Here is a 15,235-nt window from a genome sequence, read left to right as displayed (position 1 = left end):
TGGCGCTGGCTCGGCGACCCCCTGTCTCACGTTCCGTGAGTATGCAGCAGGTCACCGCGGGCGATCGGCACCAACACGCCGCGGCGGTGCGGCGTCGCGCGGTGCCGCTTCGGCCCCTGCTCACACTGCCAGAGGCGGCGCCGCGAGGGCCCGGCGGGCTCAGTTCGCGACGACGCTGTACACGCCTCCGTTCATCGCGCCCGCGTCCAGTTCCACGATCGCCTGGAGCACCTTCTCCGTCGGAACCCGAGCGGGGAAGCTGTCCGGAGCCACCGCGTTGGCGCGGACGCCGAACTCCTCGAACTCCGCCGCGAGGTGCCGGGTCAGATGGTTCAGCGCCGCCTTCGACGCGGCGTACACCGCCTGGCCGCCCGGGTACACCTTGGAGCCGGAGAGGCTGGAGACGTTGACGATGTTGCGGTTGCGCGCCCGGTTGCCGTCGAGGTCGTGCATCCAGCCGCGCTGCGCCAGCCGGGCCGAAAGCCGCAGCGGCACGCCCACGTTCAGCGCGAACTGGGATTCGAAGTCGTCGATCGCGGAATCCCCGTCGACGAGCCCCTGCGGATGCAGCCGCAGGCTCGCGGCATTGTTGACCAGCAGGTCGATGCCGCCGAACTTGGCCAGCGCCAGGTCGATGACGCGCTCGACCTCGCCGGGCGCGGTCAGATCGGAACGGATCAGGAAGACCCGGGAGTCGTTCTCCGGCACGTCGGCCTGCGGATCGAAGGGATCCACGAACCACTCGTGCTGCGAGGGCGTCGCGGGAATGCGAGCGCCGCAGACGGCGACGATGTCGTAGGAGGTGTAGAGGGCGCGGCAGAAGGCGTCGCCCAGCGTGCCGCCCGCCCCGGTGAGCAGGCAGACCCGGCGGCCGCCGCGGGCCGATTCACCAGTAGACAATGCGGTCTCCTCCCCAACGCTGGATCGCGTCCTCCTTCGGCCGGTGCAGCCACATCACGATGCTGCTGCGCGGCGCCCGGTTGTAGCCGAGGTAGGTGTGCCAGGACCGCGGGGTGCATTCGAACACCACCATCGAGTTGTCCAGCGGCGGCACCGCCAGCGTCGGCGTCGGATCGGCGATGTTGGCGTACAGCCCGGTCTCCCCGCCATCGCCCGGCTGCCATCCCGGATTGCCCAGATAGAACAGCACCGCGACGGCGCGCACCGTCTCCCGCGCGGTGACGCCCTCGGACTTCGTCCCGGTCTTGGTGTTCACGCTCGAATCGGGCAACCGCACCTCACCCGGCCCGGGAGCCGAGCCGGAGAACCACGCCGGATTCAGATCGTTGTGCGGCCAGCCCGCGGGGCTGTCCGGCGCGTGGTGGTGAATCGAACCCTCCACGTCGCCCGTCACTTCCACGCCCGCCACCGACGCGATGAGGTCGTGCCATTCCCGCGAGGTGAACAGTGCGAGCGGTCCGTTGCGCAGGTCGGTGAGCGGGATCGCGTCGGCGCTGTAGTTGTCGGCCACCTTCTCGAACGAGCCCGCCCGCGCAACGCGCACGCGTTCGTATTCGGCGGCGAGCCGCTGGTAGAAGTCGTCGACGAAGACATCGCGTACATACACGTGCGGAAACGGTCCGGACCTGCGGATCCAGCGCCGATGGGCGAACAATTCCGTGAACCACGCGGGCGGCGCGGGCGCCTGACTCACCGATTCCCCTGACAACGTCACTCCCTCCCGGACGAACACGGTGATCTTATTGCCTTCGTCGGCCGAATTTCGAGCGGCCGGGATCTCGGCACAAGAAGGGACACGGGAGGATCGACCGGTGGCTCGTGATCTTCGCATCTGTTTCGTCGGTGACTCGTTCGTCGCGGGCGTCGGCGATCCGCTCTGTCATGGCTGGGCGGGGCGGCTCGGCGTCGCCGCGCACGCCGACGCCGTGCCCTTCACCGGATACAACCTCGGCGTCCGCCGCGAGACCTCGGCCGATATCGCCGCGCGTTGGCAGGCCGAGTGCGCGCCGCGGCTGCCCGAGGGGACCGAGGCGCGGGTGGTCTTCTCGTTCGGCGTCAACGACGCCACGCACGAGAACGGTTCGCCGCGTGTGGAACCCGACGCCACGGCGGCCAATCTGACCGGCATGCTGACCACGGCCGCCGAGCGCGGCTGGCCCGCGCTGCTCGTCGCGCCGCCGCCGATCGACGACGACGCCCACAACGCCCGCACCGCGCGCCTCGACGAACGCTTCGCCGAGATCTGCGCCGCGGCTCGGACGCCGTACGTGCGCGTGCACCACGCGTTACGCGCGAACGAGGTGTGGATGCGGGAGGTGCGCGCGGGCGACGGCGCGCACCCCGGCGCGGGCGGCTACGACGCGATGGCGGCGCTGATCCTGCCCGCCTGGCGGGAGTGGTTGTCCCGCTGAGTTTCTCGCGGATGCCCTCGATGAAAAGGTGGCATCTCGCCTGCGAACAAGCCGCACATTGCTGTCTCAGACGCAAACGCGCGGCGGGAATTCGTTATTCGACCAGGTCAGCCCACCGGCGCCGAGACCGTCTCCCGGTCGCGGAACAGTGGTGTCGCGGCGCTGGCTACCGGTTGTTCGTCGGCGGGACCGTGCGCGATCTCGTCCAATTCCGGGAACCACCGCGCGATCTCGGCCCGGTACGGCCCCTCGGTGCCCAGCTGGCACAGCGCGGCGATCAGCGTGAGCATCGAGCGCGCGAACGGGGTGATCCAGGCGGGCATGGTCAGCTGCCGGATGATGTTCGACAGTCGCGGATCGGTCAGTCGCAGAACGTGTTTGCGCAACCAGCGGGTGCTCAGCCGGTAGGTGTCGTGCTCGAACGGTTCGGTGCACGGCGCGATGGTCGCGAACAGCGCCTCGGCGTCGAAGGCGCGGCCGGGCTCGACGAAACCGTGCCGCCGCGTCGCCGCCTCCAGCTCGCGCGGCCCGCCGCGGAACACCGCGCGGACGCAATCCCGTGCCATCTCGTCGAACCCCTCCGGCGGCCAGACCGCGCACGCGCCGAAATCGACCACGCCGAGCCTGCCGTCCGGCAGCACCCGGAAATTACCCGGATGCGGATCGCCGTACAGCAGGCCGCTGCGCGGCCAGGCGGACGCCATGAAACGAACCATGAGCATGCCGACCCGATCCCGTTCCGCCTGCGAGCCGGACTCGATGACGCGGGTGACCGGCGTGCCGTCCAGCCATTCGGTCACCAGCACGTCGCCGTGCCTGGCGATCACCCGCGGGACGCGGATATCGGGATCGTCGGCGTAGGCGGCCGCGAACGCCTCCTGATAGCGCGCCTCGGCGGCGTAGTCGAGCTCCTCCAGCACGCACTCGGTGATCGCGTCGAGCACGCCCGTGATGTCGGCGCCCGGCAGGAAGACGGCGGCCAGCCCGGTGAATCGGCGCAGCTGCTCGAGGTCTCCTGTCACCGCCGCGCGTCCGCCGGGATACATCACCTTGACCGCGACGGGCGTGCCGTCGCGCCACACCGCGCGGTGCACCTGGCCGATCGAGGCGGCCGCCGCGCGGCGTTCGTCGAATTCCCGGAAATACCAACGCCAGTCCGGGCCCATGCTCGCCGACATGGCGGCGTCCACGGCTCCGGGAAGCATGGCGGGCGCGGCGTCGTGCAGGCGGCTCAGCGCGATCTTGTAGGGCTCGGCGAGTTCCGGCGGCAGCGCGAGCTCGTAGATCGCGAGCAGCTGGCCGAGTTTCGCCGCGCAGCCTTTGAGTTCGCCGAGCACCTCGAAAATGTGCTGTGCGGTGCGCAACTGGATCTCGCGGTCGACTTCGGCGGCGGAACGGCCGAGCGCCCGCTTGCCGACGCCGACGGCGCGACGGCCCGCGAAGGCCACCGGCAGCCCGGCCAACCTGGCGTTGCGCACCGACCGGCGGACTGGAGGCGCGCCATTCGACGGCACCGCGAAGAGGCGTCTACCGCGTGATTCGTCGTCCGAGGGAGCGGGCCCACGTCGAATGGTCATGAATCACCTCACACTGTGGGCGGATCAGTGTTACACAGGTGCAGTCTCGCACAGCAGGGCTTAGACTGTCTGGGACGTATTGGAACACAGTCGAAAGGTGGCATCCGATGGGATCCCAGACGGTAGTCGCCGACGTTGCCGACGAGCTGGCGCGCCGGGTTGCCGCGGGGGAATATCAGCCGGGGGATTTGATGCCGTCGGTCCGCCAGGTCGCCGAAGAATTCGATATGAATCGCGCGACCGCGCAGTTGACCTTGGGCAGGCTGGAATCGTATGGATTCGTCGAGGCGCGTCGCGGTAAGGGTTTCACGATCCGCGATGTGCGAGAGGCGGGCGGCCTCGACGTGTACCGCCACCTGTTCCGGTTCTCGGTGCCGATGCCGGATGTCGCGATCGAGATGTTCCACGACATCGTCGATGTGCAGCGCGGCATCGTCATGGAGGCGCTGCTCGCCTACACCGCGAGCGAACAGGAGGTCGACCCGGCCGAGCTGAAGGCGGCCATCGACGAACTGGAAGCCCTTGCCCGGCTGGAGGTTCCGGACTTCCGCCAGATTCTGGCCATCGAGGTCGCACTGGTTCGGCGTTTGCTGACCGCGCTCGGGCTGAGCATGCAGCGCGCGATTCTCAACACGATCGGCGAGATGGTGCTCGAGGTGCCCGAGGCGATCGAGGCGTACTTCGCGGGCGCCGCCGACCTGCACGTACTGGTGTGGCGGGCGCTCGTCGCGGTGTGGGAATCCGGCTCCGGCCCGTCGGAGGCGCAGCTCGCGCTGTTCGAGGACCTGTTCGGGATGTACCACGACAAGGTCATCGCCCGGTTCGACGAGCTGCTCGGCGGCGGGGAAGCCGACGTCGAGGACGCGCACGCCGCCACCGCCTGATCCGGCAAAACGCACGAATCGGACTGTCTGAGTCTGATGGCTTCGCGCGGTTCCGCGCGCGGTGACCTCCGAATGAGTTGGTCACTTGTTCATTACAGATAGTCGATCATTGCGTCTGAGACAGGTATCCTGAATCTGGCTGGACGGCGTCGCCCGGCGCGCTCGAGGCTCCCGCTGCCGCGGTCCGATCACGGGGAAGGGTGATCGGTGCGGCCGGTCCTTCGAGCGCGGAGGGCGACCCGCAGACCCGGCGCCGACGCTCACGGCGCCGGGCCGTCCCGTCATCGGACTGGCCGGGTGTCGATGACGGGGCGGGCAGGCCGCATCCGCGATTTGCTGGCGAATTGCCCGACTCGGTCGTACCGTTTCCGTCATGACCGAGTCAGCAGATTCGCTGCCCGACATACCGCTGGAATCCTGGCGTCCGACCAAGGAGACGCTGCACCGTTTCGCCCAGGTGGTCGGCAAGGTCGCCCTCGCCAAAGGCATCCGCCGCAACCACTGGTGGCACATGACCTTCCGGCTCACCGCCCGCGGCTGGACCACCGTCCCGCTCGGTACCGCCCGCACCGGGCCGGTCTTCACCTGTTCCTTCGATTTCTTCGACCACGTGCTGCGCATTGCGACCGATCACGGCATCGAGGTGGAGATCGACCTCCTCCAGCAGTCCGTGGCCACGTTCTACACCGATGTCATGGGCGGGCTCGGCGACCTCGGCATCGAGGTCGTCATGCCGCACCCGCACCCCTTCGATCTGCCCGACGCCGGTCGCCCGTTCGAAGACGACACCGACCACGCCGCCTACGATCCGGACAAGGCGCGCAGGGCGTTTCGCGTGCACAGCCAGGTCGGCCGGATACTGGAGGAGTTCAGCGCCACCTACTCCGGCAAGATCAGCCCCGTCCAATTGTTCTGGCACACCTTCGATCTCGCGGTGCAGCGGTTCTCGCCGCGCCGGATCGACCTGCCCTCGACCGTCGATTCGGTGACCCGCGAGGCCTATTCGCGCGAGGTGATCAGCGCCGGTTTCTGGTTCGGCGACGACAAACTGCCCGAGCCGACCTTCTATTCTTACGTCGCGCCGGAACCGGACGGGCTGACCGACCGCACGCTGAAACCCGCGGGCGCACGGTGGGTGGCGTCCGGATCGAGCCACGCCGCGTACTACGCCTACGCGGACGCGCGCCGCACCGCCGACCCGGTGGGCGCCGCGCTCGAATTCTTCCAATCCGTCTACGCCAACGGCTCCGAGCTCGCCGGATGGGATGCCGACCAGCTGGCCTGCTGGGGCGGCGTCACCGATCCGGTGCTGGAGCAGAAGGCGCCGCGCTGGCCGGAATGGCCCGAGTGATCAGCCGTTGAGCTTGTTCAGGCGATCGCACGCCTCGACGTACTCGTTGATCAGCCGGGCGACCACGTCGGCGGAGCGCTCCACCTTGGTCATCATGCCGACCACCTGACCGACCGGGTTGAAGTTGACGTCCTTCGCGGCCTCCGGATACCGGTGGCCGCGCTTGACGCCGTCCAGCGCCACCATCATCTGCAGCGGCATCGGCAGCGGGTCGGGGGTCTCGGCCGACTCCCAGGCGTCGGTCCAGTCGTTGCGCAGCATGCGGCACGGCTTGCCGGTCCACGAGCGCGAGCGCACGGTGTCGTGGCTGCTCGCGTCGATGTAGGTCTGCATCTGCGCGGGCGGCACATTGGCCTCCTCGACGGTCAGCCACAGCGAACCGGTCCACGCGCCCGCCGCGCCCATCGCCATGGCCGCGGCGACCTGGCGGCCGTCGCCGATGCCGCCTGCCGCGAGCATCGGCATATCGCCGATCGCGTCGATGACCTGCGGCCAGAGCACCATGGACGAGATCTCGCCGCAGTGCCCGCCACCTTCGGTGCCCTGGCAGACCACGAAGTCCAGCCCCGCGGCCTTGTGATCGATCGCATGCTTGACCGAACCGCACAGCGCGCCGATCAGCCTGCCGGAGCCCTGGATCTGCTCGATCACGTCCGCGGGCGGCGTGCCGAGCGCGTTGGCGACCAGCTTGGCCTTGGGGTGCTTCAGGATGACCTCGATCTGCGGGGCCACCGTGGTCGCGGTCCAGCCGAGCAGCTGGTTGTGGTGCTCCTCCGCGGGCAGGTGCGGCACGCCGTGGTCGGCCAGGATCTTCTCCGCGAAATCCCGGTGGCCCTGGGGCACCAGCTCGCCGAGCTTGGCTTCCAGCTGTTCGGGCGTCAGGTCGTCGATGCCCTTGCCCTCGTACTTGGAGGGAATCACCAGGTCGACGCCGTACACGCCGTTGACGTGCTCGTCCAGCCAGGCGAGCTCGACCTCGAGCTGCTCGGCGGTGAAGCCCACCGCGCCGAGGACGCCGAGCCCACCGGCATTGCTGACCGCGGCCGCCACGTCGCGGCAGTGGGTGAAGGCGAAGATGGGGAACTCGATCCCCAGCCGGTCGCAGATTTCGGTACGCATCGGGTGCTGGTCTCCCTTATCCACGCCGCGACCGGATCACGGCGGCCGCGGTCGTCCTAGAACGGGTTACATGGTGGCCGCGCCGGGTTCGCCTCGCGCGCGACGGACGGACGCCCCGACCGGCCGAATCCGCCGCACACCGCAGGTATCGCCATGCCGCGGCGGCGTCGTCATCGACCGGTGGGGGCACCATAGATCGACAGTAACACGTTCTAGTTTTGTCGCGGTACCCCTTCTCGAGCTGGGTCGCGTCCGACGTCAGATCGCGTTCTCCAGCTCCGCGAGCGCGTCCTCCAGGTGGTCGAGCATGCGGTGCAGCTGGGGCACGCTGCGCCGGCAGCCGACCAAGCCGAAGTCCAGGTTGTCGGCATTGGAGGTGAGCGTGATGTTCACGGCCTGGCCGTCGAACGGGATGGACAGCGGATAGATGGCGTCCAGTCGCGCGCCGTTCCAGTACATCGGCTCGCGCGGGCCGGGCACATTGGAGATGACGATGTTGAACGGCGGCGTGGTCCACGGAACGAGCGCGGGCACCAGGTTCAGCGCGATCGGGCTGACCATCAGCGCCGAGAGCGCCATCGACTGGGCGGGCGAGAGCTCGCTGTAGACCTCTTTGCTCTTCTGCATCGACTCGCTCACCGTCCGCAGCCTGGCGATCGGATCGGCCAGATGGGTGCCGAGATTGCAGAGCAGCGCACCGACCTTCACGCCGTTGGTCTCGGTGTCGTCCGCCGCGCGCAGCGACATCGGCACCATGGCGATCAGCGGCTTGTCCGGCAGCGCGCCTCGCTCGGCGAGGTAGCCGCGCAGCGCACCCGACGACATCGCGAGCACGACGTCGTTCATCGTCGTCCCGGTCGCCTTGCGCACCTGCTTGATTCGCTCCATCGGCCAGGAGCGCACGACGGAGCGGCGGGCGCCGCCGATCGGCACGTTGAACATGGTTTTGGGCGCCTCGAACGGCAGGGTCACCTGCTGCTCGCGCAACGCGGCCCGCGCGGCCCGAAGCAGCGGCGGACCGGAAGCGGCGGCCGCGACGAGATTCTTTGCCGCGCCGAGCAATCCGGACCGCTGCGGCTCCTTCTTGCGTCCCGAGCGCGGCAGATTCCACGGCACGCGGGCCTCGGTCGAGTACGGATCGTCGGTAAAGGTGCGCTGGAGCAGCCGCTGGGCGGAAACGCCGTCGATCAGGCCGTGGTGCATCTTCGAATAGAGCGCGAATCGGCCGCCTTGCAATCCTTCGATCAGGTGGATCTCCCACAGCGGACGGTGCCGATCGAGGAGGGCGCTGTGCAGCCCGGAGGCCAGCTCGATCAGCTGCTCCTGGCCGCCGGGGGCGGGCAGCGCGATGCGGCGAACGTGGTAGTCCAGTTCCACCTCGTCCTCGAGCGTCCAGGCCAGCTGCGGCGAGCCGAGGAGTTTGGCCGGGCGCTTGCGGAAGGTGGGGTGAATCTCGCGGCAGGACAAGAGCTTTTGGTGCGTCTGCGCGGCGAACTCCGGCCCGGCGCCCTCCGGCGGTTCGAACAGTTGCAGCGAGCCGACGTGCATCGGGTGCTCGCGGGATTCGGCCAACAAGAACAGGGCATCAACCGGTGCGATGAGTTCCATATATGTGTCGCCCCCTGACGACGGTGGAGATTTTGTGCGATGAACAATCGACCACGCTGTCGGGTGGGACGCACCACAGAAACCTGGGCACCCGTACCAAAGCTACCCGGCTGGGTCCGGGGACGTGCGCATTATCAGCGCACCGGATCGGCGACCTTGGCGAGCATCAGGTATCCCGAATCGAATCGTTCGTCGGGCCGCCGTGCGCAGACCATTCGGGCGATCACGGTGAAACCCGCTTCGCGCGACAGCTCGGCGAGCCGGTCGGGTGACCAGCGGTAGGCGCGAGTCACCTTGTGGTCGAAGCCAAGCACGGTGTCGGCGGCGTCCGCTGCCTGGAACGCCAGCAGTGCGTGCCCTCCGGTGCGGAGCACCCGATGGAACTCGCGCAACACGTGGGGCACCCGTTCCGGCGGCAGGTGGATGATCGAGTACCAGGCCACGAGTCCCGCCAACGCGCCGTCCTCGATGGTCAGTTCCTCCATCGAGCCCACCTCGAACCGCAGACCCGGGTACTCCGCGCGGGCCAGTTCGATCATGCGTGGCGAGAGGTCCATGCCGAAGGTCGGGACGTCCAGCGAGACCAGATGTGCTGCAATCCTTCCCGGGCCGCAGCCGAGGTCCGCGACCGGCCCGGACTCATCGGCCCGCAACAGCTCCGCGAATGCGCCGAGGACGGCGCGGTCGAACGGCTGCGTCGCCAGATGGCCGCGGACGAAGTCGGTGTAGAGCTGGGCCATGTCGTCGTAGGCGGTGCGGGTGGCGTCGACATCGGCATGGGTCAAGACCGGAACTCCTTTGCGCGAAACGGTATTTCGTACGTCTCAGGGCGTCGCGGACAGCGCGGGGTCGTCCTGCGGAGCGGCGGCGCGAGACTGCCTGGTTCCGAGGAACGATCCGAGCACGACCAGCGGGAATCCTATCGCCATGCCCGCGGTGAGCGGCTCGTCGAGCAGCGTCACGCCGAGCACGATAGCCACCGCCGGGTTGATGTAGGTGATCACCGTGGCGCGCGCCGGACCCACTTCGCTGATCAGTGCGAAGAACAGCAGGAACGCCGCCGCGGTGCAGACGATCGCGAGGCCGAGCACCGAAAGCGCGGCGTCCGCTGGGAAATGCTCCGGCTTGCGCAGCGCGGCGAACGGCGTGTAGAGCACCGTCGCCACCAGCAGCGACGCGGTGACCACGCCCATCGGCGGCAGATCGGCCAGTGAACGATTGATGACGATCGGCCCGACCGCATACCCGATGGTGGTCAGCGCGATGGCTCCGATCGCGGCGGGGTTGGACAGATCCACGTCGAGTCCGACCAGTGCGGCCACGCCCGCGAATCCCACGATCAGGCCCAGAACGCGTCGCGCGTCGATGGTTTCGTGCCCGAGGCGAGTCAGGATCAGCACGGCGATCAACGGCACCGCCGCGATCAGCAGCCCGACGGTGGAGCTGTTGAGGGTGGTCTCGGCGTACCCGATGAGCAGCCAAGGGCCGGAGATCTCCACCAGCGTGTAGAGCAGCAGGGGCCGCCAGCGCCGCAGCACCGGTCGCAGCGCGTCGGTGTACAGGGCGATCGGCAACAGCAGCAGGCCGCCGATCAGCGTGCGGCCGAAAGCGACGAACACCGGATCGAAGTCCTCGACCGCGACCGCGATCATCGCGTACGGCACACCCCAGATCACGCCCATAGCCAGGAACAGCAGCCAACCGCGCCTGGTCATCGCGCCGTCCCCCGAGCCCGCATCGCAGTTCTCATGCTCTCGCTCGCTTTCGATTCAGAAGGAGCGTAGCGGGTGATCCCATGATCCGACAGATCTATTTCGCCCGCTGTACGGACGCGCGAGTCAACAGCCGAGCTGATCGGCCAGATTCAGGAAATCCGTTGCGTTGAGGTCGAATTCGTCCTCGAACTCGACGTCGACAGCGCCGCCCGCGCCGAACTCCAGCGGCCGCGCCACGAACGCGGTGCGGAAACCGAGCGCGCCCGCCGCCCTGATGTCGTACTTGTGGCAGGCGACCATCATGATCTGCTCCGGAGCCAGGCCCAGATAGGTCGCGGCCATTCGATACGTCGCCGGGTCCGGCTTGAACGCGCCCGCCATTTCCGCGGTGAAGATCGCGTCCCACGGCAATCCGCCCAGCTTCGAGATATTCACCACCGCAGAGACATCCGCGTTCGACAAGGTCGCCAGCGTGTATCGCGTCTTCAGCCGGGCGAGGCCCGCGACGGCGTCCGGCCACGGCACGATGCGCTGCCAGGCCCGCGTCAGCGACTCCCGCTCGGCCTCGTCGAGATCCGTCACGCCGTAGGCGGCGAGCAGCCGATTCAGCGCGTCGCGGTACACCGAGTGCACCGTGGTCCACCGATCCCTGCTCACTTCGGCGTCCCGCAACACCTCGAAATACTCCGCGCGCCAACGGTCCACGAACTCCACCCAATCCACGTCCGAGTGCCGCCCCGCGCTCGTCTCGCGCAACGCGCCGAGCACCGTGGAATGGAAATCCGTCGCGGTCCCCTGCACGTCGAACAACAGCGCGCGCACTCCACTCGTATCACCCACCCTGAAATCCAATCACGCGAGCGGCCATCGCCGCCCGGATCACCGGCGAGGAGTTCCCCACAGGTTGCGCAGCAGGATCCACGGCTGTTCCGGATCGGGTACCCGCCCCGCTGCGATTTCGGCCGCGCCCCAGCCGTCCACGGCGCGCAGCACGGCCGCGGTCGCGGCGACCAGCAAGCTCCGGTCGACTGCGACGGTGATGATCCCGATGGCGACGCCGTTCTCGACGAAGTCGGCGATCCACGACTGGAACGCGCCCTGCTCGCGCAGCAGAAAGGCCGGATCGATCAGGGCCAGATCGGCGGGATGGGTCTCGACGTGGGCGCGCAGCCGCTGCTCGACGGTCGTCAGTTGCGCCCAGAACGCGGCGTCGTCGGTGACGCGCTGCCAGCTGCCCAGCACCCCGGCCAGGCGGGTCGCGACGTCGTCCAGTGCGGTGTACAGCAGGTCTTCGCGGCCGTCGAAGTAGTTGTACGCCGAGGATTTCGAGATGCCCGCCGCCGCGATGATCTGGTTGTAGGAGGCGGTGTCGACGCCGTCTTCCGCGAAGACGCGCTGCGCAACGTCGAGGATGCGGCGCTGTTCGTCGGCGGGCAGCCGGGTGAATCGGGGAAGCGGCATGACCTCATCCTAGGGCCTAGTCGTGCGCACCTACGGTGTGTACCATAAGTACACACTTGAATGCTGAAAGGGTGGTGCAAGCATGCCCGCTCCCGTCATCGAGACGATCGGACTGCGCAAGCGGTTCGGCGATTTCACCGCGCTCGACGGCCTCGACCTGCGGGTCGAGCTGGGTGAGGTGCACGGATTCTTAGGCCCGAACGGCGCGGGCAAGTCGACGACGATCCGGATACTGCTCGGTCTGATCAGGTCGAGCGGCGGCACGGCCCGCCTGCTCGGCGGCGACCCGTGGCGCGACGCGGTGCGCCTGCACCGCCGCATCTCCTACGTGCCCGGCGACGTCTCGCTCTGGCCAGGTCTCACCGGTGGCGAATGCCTCGACGTGCTCGCCGCCGCACGCGGCCGGTTCGATCCGGCCCGCCGCGCCGACCTCGTCGAGCGGTTCGAACTCGATCCGGGCAAGAAGAGCCAGGACTACTCCAAGGGCAACCGGCAGAAGGTCGCGCTGATCGCCGCGTTCGCCTGTGACAGCGAGCTGCTGATCCTCGACGAGCCGACATCGGGCCTGGACCCGCTGATGGAGCAGGTGTTCCAGCAGACACTGGCCGAACGCAAACGCGCGGGATGCACGGTCCTGCTGTCGAGCCACATCCTCGCCGAGGTCGAGGCGCTCGCCGACCGGGTCAGCATCATCAGGCAGGGGCGTACCGTCTCCAGCGGGACGCTGCACGAATTGCGCCGCCACACAACCACACACGTGCACGCCGTCACGCTCGAACGACCGAGCGGGTTGGACGGCGTGCCCGGCGTGAGCGGGGTGCGCGTCGACAACGACGGCGCGGGATACGCCGTCGCCTTCGGTGTCGACGCGGGGCACGTCGACGCGGCGATCGGCTGTCTGCACGCGGCCGGGTTGGTGTCGATCACCGCGAACCCGCCCAGTCTGGACGAACTGTTCCTGCGCAACTACGCGGACGCGGAATCGGTGGGGGTATAGCGATGCACGGATTCTGGGTGACGATCGCCCTCGGCCGGCGCGGCAACAGGCGGCAAATCGTGTGCTGGGTGGTCGGATTGGCGGCCGTGTTCGCGGGCACCGTGTGGTCGTTGGACAGCTTGTACGGGACGCCCGCCGAGCTGGCCGGATACCGCGAGGCCACCGAATCCGGCACGGCCCTGTTCGCGATCAACGGAAAGCCCTACGGACTCGAGAATCTCGGCGGCGTCATCGCCTACGAATTCGGATTCCTCAGCGCGCTCGCCTTTCCGCTCATGGGCATTCACCTGGTGACGCGAATGACGCGCCGCGAAGAGGAATCCGGGCGGACCGAACTGTTGCGCGCCGGATCGATCGGGCGCGTAGTGGGCGTCGCCGCGGCCGTCGTTGCGGCGGGGGTGGCGCTGGGAGTCGTCGCGGTGGCGATGATCGCCGTACTCGTCGGCGTGGGTCTGGATTGGCATGCCGCCGTGCTCTATTCGGTGTCGTCGGCCGCGCTCGGCTGGTGTTTCGCCGCGATCGCAGCCCTGTCGGCGCAGGTTGTCGCCGCGGCGCGGAGCGTGACCGCTCTCTGTCTCGGCATCCTTGTCGCGGCCTTCCTCGCGCGTGGTATCGGCGACGTGCGCGGCAACGGGCTGGTGTGGCTGTCGCCGATCGGCTGGGCCGAGCAGGCGCGGCCGTTCGGCGCGGCGCGGTGGTGGCCGGTGCTGCTGGCGCTGGCGTTCGCGGTGGCGCTGGTCGGCGCGGCGTGCGCGATCGCCGGGCGGCGAGATCTCGGCGCGGGCGTGTTCGCCGCGCGTCGGGGCCCCGCCGCCGCGACGCCGATGTTGTTGCGGCCGATGGGCTTCGCGATCCGCAAGCATCGCGGCAACGTCATCGTGTGGAGCGTGATCGGTGCGCTCGTCGCCAGCTCGTTCGGCGCGCTCGCCGACGCCATCCGCACCGTGATGGAAGACAACTCGTCCCTGCGAGACGTACTCGGCGGCGGCAGCGCGGATCCCGACGCCTACTTGTCCTTCGTCGTGGTTCAGCTCGTGCTGATCGCCGCCGGATTCGCGGTGCAAGGAGTCGGCCGGACCGCCGAGGAGGAACCCGGTGATCGGCTCGAACCCGTGCTGTCCGGCGCGATGTCGCGCTGGCGATGGTTGCTCGCCGAAGCGGTGGCGGTAGGTGGCGGTGCCGCGATCGTCCTCGCCGTGAGCGGGCTGGCACTCGGGGTGAGCGATGCGCTCGCGGTCGGTGATTCGTCGGCGATCCCGCGTCTCACCTTCGCGACGCTGGCCTATCTTCCCGGGGTACTCGTTCTGTTCGGAATCGCATTGGCGCTTTACGGGATTCGCCCGCAATGGCTCGGGGTGGGCTGGGGTGCGTTCGTCTTCGTCGCCGTCATCGCCACCCTCGCCGACACCCTGCGCCTACCCGAATGGTCGCGACAGCTGTCCCCGCTGGAATGGGTCGGGCGCACACCGCTCGAGCCTGCCGACTTGTGGTCGCTCGCGCTAGCTCTCGCCCTCGCAATCGGATCGACCGCGGCCGCCGTGCGCGGATTCACCCACCGCGACATCCCGATGCGCAGCGGTTCGTTCTCGATCACGAAGCCGCATCTTCGACGGGCCCTCGGTCAGTGACCGCGAGCACCATCTCGAACTCCACCCGAGGGTCGCCCTCCGAGATGACGCCCGACCGCCCGCTCCGCACGAAACCGTGTCGCCGGTAAAGGCGCTCCGCCGCCGTGTTGCCGTCCGTCACCTCCAGACGGACAAGCGTGAACCCTTCGCTCCCAGCCCAACCCACCACGGTCTCGACCAATCGGTCCGAGACCCCGGCTCCCCGCAGATGGCGATCCACCCACATCGACATCACATGCACCGAGCAACTCTCGTGTTCGGCCACACCCGCCACCGCCCCCACGACCTCGCCGTTCACCACCGCGACGAACTGCGCTCGCTCGACTACCCGAGCACGCCACTCCCCCTCACCACGCCGCCGCGCTTCCCCCAGGCTCGCTCCGAAAACCCCCGGCGCATCCGCCAACGCCCGCAACCGCACCTCGCGCAGCACGGTCCACTCCTCGCCCCCGAGCCGCCGAACCTCCACTGAACAACCCGCCACCACCCCATCTTCCGACGTCCACTCCCCCTCCGCCCCCGA

Annotated in this window: 15 protein-coding genes; 5 read left to right on the top strand and 10 right to left on the bottom strand. The window is 68.7% G+C overall.

Annotated features, from left to right (window positions below; all coding sequences use genetic code 11):
• Positions 1–159: 159 nt before the first annotated feature.
• Together ACRWNM_RS29370 and ACRWNM_RS29365 are read right to left on the bottom strand one after the other, a co-directional pair.
• Positions 160–900, bottom strand: a complete 741-nt coding sequence (locus ACRWNM_RS29370) for an SDR family oxidoreductase (RefSeq protein ID WP_431971371.1) — start codon at positions 898–900, stop codon at positions 160–162.
• Positions 887–1,654 carry a 2OG-Fe(II) oxygenase gene (locus ACRWNM_RS29365; RefSeq protein WP_431971370.1) on the bottom strand — a complete coding sequence of 256 codons (768 nt, stop codon included), beginning with the start codon at positions 1,652–1,654 and terminating at the stop codon, positions 887–889. The genes ACRWNM_RS29370 and ACRWNM_RS29365 overlap by 14 nt, the downstream gene beginning before the upstream one ends.
• 118 nt (positions 1,655–1,772) lie before the next feature.
• Here ACRWNM_RS29365 and ACRWNM_RS29360 point away from each other — a divergent pair, with 118 nt between their 5' ends.
• Positions 1,773–2,372 (top strand): GDSL-type esterase/lipase family protein, encoded by a 600-nt coding sequence (locus ACRWNM_RS29360; RefSeq protein ID WP_431971369.1) that lies wholly within the window; start codon positions 1,773–1,775, stop codon positions 2,370–2,372.
• Between the two features lie 107 nt (positions 2,373–2,479).
• Here ACRWNM_RS29360 and ACRWNM_RS29355 read toward each other — a convergent pair whose 3' ends face one another.
• Positions 2,480–3,949 (bottom strand): ABC1 kinase family protein, encoded by a 1,470-nt coding sequence (locus tag ACRWNM_RS29355; protein WP_431971368.1) that lies wholly within the window; start codon positions 3,947–3,949, stop codon positions 2,480–2,482.
• A 107-nt stretch (positions 3,950–4,056) separates the two neighbouring features.
• Between ACRWNM_RS29355 and ACRWNM_RS29350 the strand changes: the two genes are divergently transcribed.
• A complete protein-coding gene (locus tag ACRWNM_RS29350) occupies positions 4,057–4,833 on the top strand; it encodes a FadR/GntR family transcriptional regulator (RefSeq protein WP_431971367.1) in 777 nt (258 codons plus the stop codon).
• A 373-nt stretch (positions 4,834–5,206) separates the two neighbouring features.
• Positions 5,207–6,184: a DUF5996 family protein gene (locus ACRWNM_RS29345; RefSeq protein ID WP_431971366.1), complete on the top strand. Its 978-nt coding sequence runs from the start codon at positions 5,207–5,209 to the stop codon at positions 6,182–6,184.
• Here the strand turns inward: ACRWNM_RS29345 and ACRWNM_RS29340 are convergent, their stop codons facing one another.
• The 6 genes from ACRWNM_RS29340 to ACRWNM_RS29315 all read right to left on the bottom strand — a co-directional run bounded on the left by ACRWNM_RS29340 (position 6,185) and on the right by ACRWNM_RS29315 (position 12,087).
• Entirely contained in the window at positions 6,185–7,303 is a 1,119-nt protein-coding gene (locus ACRWNM_RS29340; protein WP_431971365.1) for an NAD(P)H-dependent flavin oxidoreductase, read from the bottom strand. It abuts the gene before it with no gap.
• A gap of 258 nt (positions 7,304–7,561) precedes the next feature.
• On the bottom strand, positions 7,562–8,911 hold the full coding sequence (locus ACRWNM_RS29335) for a WS/DGAT/MGAT family O-acyltransferase (protein ID WP_431971364.1): 1,350 nt from the start codon (positions 8,909–8,911) through the stop codon (positions 7,562–7,564).
• Between the two features lie 134 nt (positions 8,912–9,045).
• The gene (locus tag ACRWNM_RS29330; protein WP_431971363.1) at positions 9,046–9,696 is read right to left on the bottom strand and encodes a class I SAM-dependent DNA methyltransferase; all 651 of its coding nucleotides are present in this window, start codon (positions 9,694–9,696) and stop codon (positions 9,046–9,048) included.
• Positions 9,697–9,735: 39 nt separating this feature from the next.
• Positions 9,736–10,626: a DMT family transporter gene (locus tag ACRWNM_RS29325; RefSeq protein WP_431971362.1), complete on the bottom strand. Its 891-nt coding sequence runs from the start codon at positions 10,624–10,626 to the stop codon at positions 9,736–9,738.
• Positions 10,627–10,749: 123 nt separating this feature from the next.
• Positions 10,750–11,466 (bottom strand): haloacid dehalogenase type II, encoded by a 717-nt coding sequence (locus tag ACRWNM_RS29320; protein WP_431971361.1) that lies wholly within the window; start codon positions 11,464–11,466, stop codon positions 10,750–10,752.
• A 39-nt stretch (positions 11,467–11,505) separates the two neighbouring features.
• The gene (locus ACRWNM_RS29315) at positions 11,506–12,087 is read right to left on the bottom strand and encodes a TetR/AcrR family transcriptional regulator (RefSeq protein ID WP_431971360.1); all 582 of its coding nucleotides are present in this window, start codon (positions 12,085–12,087) and stop codon (positions 11,506–11,508) included.
• A gap of 82 nt (positions 12,088–12,169) precedes the next feature.
• Here ACRWNM_RS29315 and ACRWNM_RS29310 point away from each other — a divergent pair, with 82 nt between their 5' ends.
• A complete protein-coding gene (locus ACRWNM_RS29310) occupies positions 12,170–13,084 on the top strand; it encodes an ATP-binding cassette domain-containing protein (protein WP_431971359.1) in 915 nt (304 codons plus the stop codon).
• Between the two features lie 17 nt (positions 13,085–13,101).
• Positions 13,102–14,712, top strand: a complete 1,611-nt coding sequence (locus ACRWNM_RS29305) for an ABC transporter permease (protein ID WP_431971358.1) — start codon at positions 13,102–13,104, stop codon at positions 14,710–14,712.
• Here ACRWNM_RS29305 and ACRWNM_RS29300 read toward each other — a convergent pair.
• On the bottom strand, positions 14,675–15,145 hold the full coding sequence (locus ACRWNM_RS29300) for a GNAT family N-acetyltransferase (protein ID WP_431971357.1): 471 nt from the start codon (positions 15,143–15,145) through the stop codon (positions 14,675–14,677). The genes ACRWNM_RS29305 and ACRWNM_RS29300 overlap by 38 nt on opposite strands.
• Positions 15,146–15,235: the final 90 nt, after the last annotated feature.

Origin of the sequence: Nocardia sp. bgisy134, from assembly GCF_965341865.1 — a bacterium.
Classification (GTDB): domain Bacteria; phylum Actinomycetota; class Actinomycetes; order Mycobacteriales; family Mycobacteriaceae; genus Nocardia.
Note: the sequence above shows the minus strand (reverse complement) of the source record. Positions and strands in the feature narration are given on the sequence as shown.

Bases quoted from the DNA above. Each gene is read 5' to 3' on its own strand.
- ACRWNM_RS29345 (WP_431971366.1), top strand. From the start codon at position 5,207: ATGACCGAGTCAGCAGATTCGCTGCCCGACATACCGCTGGAATCCTGG.
- ACRWNM_RS29315 (WP_431971360.1), bottom strand. From the start codon at position 12,087: ATGCCGCTTCCCCGATTCACCCGGCTGCCCGCCGACGAACAGCGCCGC.
- ACRWNM_RS29355 (WP_431971368.1), bottom strand. From the start codon at position 3,949: ATGACCATTCGACGTGGGCCCGCTCCCTCGGACGACGAATCACGCGGT.
- ACRWNM_RS29350 (WP_431971367.1), top strand. From the start codon at position 4,057: ATGGGATCCCAGACGGTAGTCGCCGACGTTGCCGACGAGCTGGCGCGC.
- ACRWNM_RS29310 (WP_431971359.1), top strand. From the start codon at position 12,170: ATGCCCGCTCCCGTCATCGAGACGATCGGACTGCGCAAGCGGTTCGGC.
- ACRWNM_RS29335 (WP_431971364.1), bottom strand. From the start codon at position 8,911: ATGGAACTCATCGCACCGGTTGATGCCCTGTTCTTGTTGGCCGAATCC.
- ACRWNM_RS29325 (WP_431971362.1), bottom strand. From the start codon at position 10,626: ATGACCAGGCGCGGTTGGCTGCTGTTCCTGGCTATGGGCGTGATCTGG.
- ACRWNM_RS29340 (WP_431971365.1), bottom strand. From the start codon at position 7,303: ATGCGTACCGAAATCTGCGACCGGCTGGGGATCGAGTTCCCCATCTTC.